Origin of the sequence: Halorubrum sp. SD690R (assembly GCF_005435035.1) — an archaeon.
In the GTDB taxonomy this organism is placed as follows: Archaea; Halobacteriota; Halobacteria; order Halobacteriales; family Haloferacaceae; genus Halorubrum; species Halorubrum ezzemoulense.
The window spans coordinates 1-694 of sequence record NZ_SGTV01000103.1; the positions used below are offsets into that span (position 1 = coordinate 1).

At 57.2% G+C, this 694-nt stretch carries 1 pseudogene; it reads left to right on the top strand.

The annotated features are described in order from the left end of the window. Positions 1–189 precede the first annotated feature (189 nt). A pseudogene (locus EXE41_RS18605) lies at positions 190–694 on the top strand (transposase); the annotation flags it as partial.

A 694-nucleotide genomic window follows, 5' to 3' on the forward strand; every position in this document is an offset into this window, starting at 1 on the left:
AAACAGGCATGATCGGTACAGGAACCCTTATTATCGCAATTACGTTCACCGTTGTGATGATGCTGACTTTAGCTATGCTGCTACGATTGCTGAAGAATTCTCGTGGGCTGTGAGTCCCCTGTATTGAGCACTGTCGAGTGGGTGATTCACCAAAGTAGCTTTTGTCGTCAGTTATAGTAGCGCTGTCCGATGACACCGACACAATCCTCTCGACGTGCTGTGTACCGTCGCATCGCCCAGACGTCCTACTACGACTGGCCAGCCTATCATGCGACGCCCCTCTGCGACCGGAGTTCAACAGCCGGCCTTGCTAAAGATGTCCGGGTCCTCGCGACCGTCTGGTTCGACCACGACGCCCACGACTCTATCGAAGCGTTCGTCGCTCACTGGCCGCTAGCCTACGTCGAATTCGACGCTCACGACCGCTACACTGGGAGCACGACGTACGAGATGGAGGTGCTATTCCGTGGGTTTCTCCTCAAGGAACTCTACGGGTGGGACTACGAAACGGCACTCTGCTCGTATCTGTAAGACCGACCCTCTCTCCGCCGTCGCCTCGGGTTCGAGACTGTGCCCGACCAGTCGACGCTCTGGCGGAGTTGGCACTATCGGTTCACCTCCGACCTCCGCGAGTGTATCGAAACTGCCGCGCGGACGATCCTCTTCAAGGCGTCCGACGCTGGGGTTTCGGTTC